Here is a 4,184-nt window from a genome sequence, read left to right on the forward strand (position 1 = left end):
TCCAGGACCCGTACGCCTCGCTCAACCCGCGCCTGACGGTGGGCCGGAGCATCGCCGAGCCGCTGATCGCGCACCGGATCGGCGACCGGGCGCGGCGGCGGGCCCGGGTGGCCGAACTGCTGGAACAGGTGGGCCTGGAGGCGTCGGCGGCGGCCCGTTCGCCGCGCGAGTTCTCCGGCGGCCAGCGGCAGCGGATCGGCATCGCCCGGGCGCTGGCGCCGGAGCCGCGCGTGCTGGTGTGCGACGAGCCGGTGTCGGCGCTGGACGTGTCGGTCCAGGCCCAGGTGATCGACCTGCTGGCGCGCCTGCAGCGGGAGTTGGGTCTGGCGGTGCTGTTCATCGCGCACGACCTGGCGGTGGTGCGGCAGGTCAGCCACCGGATCGCGGTGCTGCACCGGGGCCGGATCGTCGAGAGCGGCCCGGCCGACCGGGTCGTCACCGCCCCCGAACACCCTTACACGGCCGAGCTGTTGGCGGCCGTCCCGTCCCTTCCCCATCCTACTTCCGGGAGCCTGCTGTGACCGAGACGACCAGCGAGACGATCGAGGGCGCCGGCCGGCGCCGCGACCCGTACGCGGGCTTCCCCGGGCGGGTGGGGCGGACGTTCGGCGAGTCGGTGCCGTCCTGGCCGCGCCGGGTGCGTCCGCGCGCGGGGGCGCCGAACGTGGTGGTGGTGCTGGTCGACGACCTGGGCTACAGCGACATCGGGCCGTTCGGCTCGGAGGTGCCGACGCCGACCCTGGACTCGCTGGCCGCGCGGGGCGTGAAGCTCGCCAACTACCACACCATGCCGCTGTGCTCGCCGGCCCGGGCGGCGCTGCTGACCGGCCTGAACCCGCACCGGGTGGGGTACGCGTTCGTGGCCAACGCGGACCCGGGCTTCCCCGGGTACGGGATGGAGATCGCGGACGACATCCCCACCCTGGCGCAGACCCTGCACGACGCCGGGTACGCGACGTACGCGGTCGGCAAGTGGCACCTGACCCGGGACTCGGCCTCCTCGGCGGCCGACAGCCGGGCCAACTGGCCGCTGCAGAAGGGCTTCGACCAGTACTACGGGGTGCTGGAGGGGCTGACCAGCCTCTTCCACCCGCACCAACTGGTGTGCGACAACTCGCCGTTGGACATCGACGAGTTCCCGGACGGCTACTACTACACCGACGACATCACCGACCGGGCGATCGGCATGGTGAAGGCACTGCGGGCGCACGACGCCGACAAGCCGTTCTTCCTCTACCTGGCGCACAACGCGGTGCACGGCCCGCTGCAGGCCAAGCCGGAGGACCTCGAGCGGCACCGGGGCCGCTACGACGGCGGCTGGGACGAGCTGCGCGAACGGCGCTTCGCCCGGCAGCTGGCGGCCGGGCACTTCCCGCCCGGCACCGAGCTGCCGGAGCGCAACGGCGAGGCCGGGTACGAGGTCGGGGCGTGGGACGAACTCGACGCGGTGCAGCGGAAGTTGTACGCCCGGTACATGGAGGTGTACGCCGCGATGGTCGACAGCGTCGACCGGAACCTGGGGCGGCTGACCGACGTGCTGGAGCAGCTCGGCGAACTGGACAACACCATCGTGGTGTTCACCTCCGACAACGGCGGCACCGGCGAGGGCGGCGCGGAGGGCACCCGCAGCTACTTCAGCCGCTTCGTCCACCACCCGCACCTGCCCGCGGACTGGAACCCGGACGTGCAGCGGGAGATCGACCTGATCGGCGGTCCGCGGTCGCTGGTGCACTACCCGCGCGGCTGGGGCATGGCCTCCAACACGCCGTTCAGGCTGTACAAGGGGCAGACCCACGCGGGCGGGGTGCGGGTGCCGTTCGTGCTGTCCTGGCCGGCCGGGCTGCCGCGCGCGGCGGGCGACGACGGGGTGCGCGGCCAGTACCAGTACGTCACCGACCTGCTGCCGACGCTGCTCGAACTGGCGGGCGTGCAGCGGCCGTCGGAGCGCGGCGGGGTGCCGGTGCAGGAGCTGGACGGGGTGTCGTTCGCGTCCGTGCTGCGGGCGGCCGACGCGCCGTCCACCCACCCGGAGCAGTACTGCGAGATGACCGGCAACCGCTCGTACTACCGGGACGGCTGGAAGCTGGTCACCCTGCACCGGCCGGGCGCGCCCTACGACGACGGCGAATGGGCGCTGTACGACCTGCGCACCGATCCGACCGAGATCCGCGACCTGGCCGCCGAACACCCGGAGCTGGTGAAGGAGTTGGCGCGGGCGTGGGAGGACGCGGCCTGGCGCGACGGGGTCTTCCCGCTGGCCGACGCCTCCGGCGGCTTCGCGCTGCGCAACCCGGAGGAGGAGGCGCTGCGCCGCCCGGTGACCCTGCTGGCCGGGACGCCGGAGCTGGAGCGCTACCGCTCCTCCCGGCTGGTCGCCTTCCGCTCCTTCACGGCCGAGGTGGCGCTCGACCACCACGGGGCCGGCGACCAGGGCGTGCTGGTCTCGCACGGCGACCAGGGCGGCGGCTACAGCCTGTACGTGGAGGACGGGCGGCTGCGCCTGGCGTACAACCAGTACGGCGAGCTGTTCGAGGCCGACGCGGGCGAACTGCCGCCCGGGGCGCACCTGGTGGCGCTGGAGGCGACCGCGGTGGCCGACCTGAAGTGGCGGTTCGAGGTGCGGGTGGACGGGGTGGCGGCGGGCGCGCTCGGGCCGGTGCACCAGCTGATCGGGATGGCGCCGTTCCAGGGGATCAGCGTCGGCGTGGACCGCAAGTCGCCGGTGTCCTGGCCGGTGTGGGAGCGCCACCGCTCGTTCCGCTACACCGGGGTGCTGCGCTCGGTGACCTACCTGCCGGGGCCGGCGGCGCCGTACGACCCGGAGACGGTGGTGCGGGCGCTGCGCGAGGCGGCGGCGGCCTTCGAGTAGGAAGCGCGGGGGTCGGCGACCGGAAGGTTGTTGACCCCTGGGTCAAATATGGCGTACCGTCAGACGCATGGGAAGGCCGAAGCAGTTCGACGAGGAAGCCGCCGTCGCGCAGGCGATGGAGGTGTTCTGGACCAAGGGCTACGCCGGGTCCTCCCCCGCCGAGCTGGCGGAGGCCGCCGGGATCGGCAAGGGCAGCCTCTACCACGCCTTCGGCTCCAAGCGGGAGCTGTTCGGGCGGGCGCTGAGCCGCTACGACCGGGCGGGCGCCGAGCTCACCGAGGAGTTCCTCGCCGGGCCCGGCACCGCCAAGGAGCGCATCCGCGCCTACCTGCGGATGCTGGTCGACGCGGACTACGACGCCCCGGTGCGGCGCGGCTGCCTGGCCGTCAACACCGCGCTGGAGCTCGGCGGGCGCGACCAGGAGGCCACCGCCGCGGTGCGCCGCTCGGTGGAGCGCAGCACCGACCTGTTGGCCGCCCGGATCGAGCGCGGCAAGCTGGCCGGCGACGTGCCCGCCTCGGTGGACGCGGCCGAGCAGGCCCGCTTCCTGATGGTGACGGTCGCCGGCCTGCGGGTCGCGGCCCGGACCTTCGACCGGAAGACGCTGCACGCCGCCATCGAGACGGCCGTCGCCCCGCTCTGACCCCTCCCCGCCCCCTCCTCCGGGAGGGGGTCCCGTACGCCCGAATATTTGACCCCAAGTTCAAGAACCCCGGAAATGAGGACCCCCGTGAAGCTCGGACTCGACGGACGCACCGCCCTGGTCACCGGCGCCGGACGGGGCATCGGCCTGGCCGTCGCCCGCGCCCTCGCCGCCGAGGGCGTCAAGGTGGTCGGGGCCACCCGCACCGCCACCCCCGAACTGGCCGAGGTCGCGGCGGCCGTCGCCGTCGCCGACCTGGGCACCCCGCAGGGCGCGGCCGAGGCCGTCCGGCAGGCGCTGGAGGCGGTCGGCGGGATCGACCTGCTGGTCAACAACGTCGGCGCGGGCGACGCCGACCGGCTGGTGCTGGGCAGCGTGCTGGACGTCCCCGACGAGCAGTGGGCGGCGATGCTGGAACTCAACCTGTTCAGCGCGGTGCGCACCACTCGGGCCGCCCTGCCCAGCCTGCTGGAGCGCGGCGGCGCGATCGTCAACGTCTCCTCCATCAACGGCCGCACCCCCGTCGGCTCCCCGGTCGGCTACGCCGAGGCCAAGGCCGCGCTCACCCAGTACGGCAAGCGCCTCAGCGAGGAGCTGGCCCCGCGCGGCGTCCGGGTCAACACCGTCTCCCCCGGCCCCACCGCCACCGCCCTGTGGACCGACCCGGCCGGC

Annotated in this window: 4 protein-coding genes; all 4 read left to right on the plus strand. The window is 74.0% G+C overall.

Annotation, left to right across the window (positions count from 1 at the left end):
* Positions 1-521, plus strand: a 521-nt coding sequence (locus ACFUEL_RS36205) for an ATP-binding cassette domain-containing protein (protein ID WP_380241914.1), incomplete at its 5' end; no start/stop codon positions are given.
* Positions 518-2,869, plus strand: a complete 2,352-nt coding sequence (locus ACFUEL_RS36210; protein ID WP_380241916.1) for a sulfatase-like hydrolase/transferase — start codon at positions 518-520, stop codon at positions 2,867-2,869. The genes ACFUEL_RS36205 and ACFUEL_RS36210, both read left to right, overlap by 4 nt.
* 67 nt (positions 2,870-2,936) lie before the next feature.
* On the plus strand, positions 2,937-3,512 hold the full coding sequence (locus ACFUEL_RS36215) for a TetR/AcrR family transcriptional regulator (RefSeq protein WP_380241917.1): 576 nt from the start codon (positions 2,937-2,939) through the stop codon (positions 3,510-3,512).
* Between the two features lie 87 nt (positions 3,513-3,599).
* Positions 3,600-4,184 (plus strand): SDR family NAD(P)-dependent oxidoreductase (locus ACFUEL_RS36220; protein WP_380241919.1); only part of this gene is annotated, 585 nt, incomplete at its 3' end.

It is taken from the genome of Kitasatospora sp. NPDC057198 (assembly GCF_042670125.1).
Classification (GTDB): domain Bacteria; phylum Actinomycetota; class Actinomycetes; order Streptomycetales; family Streptomycetaceae; genus Kitasatospora.

Bases quoted from the DNA above. Each gene is read 5' to 3' on its own strand.
- ACFUEL_RS36215 (WP_380241917.1), top strand. From the start codon at position 2,937: ATGGGAAGGCCGAAGCAGTTCGACGAGGAAGCCGCCGTCGCGCAGGCG.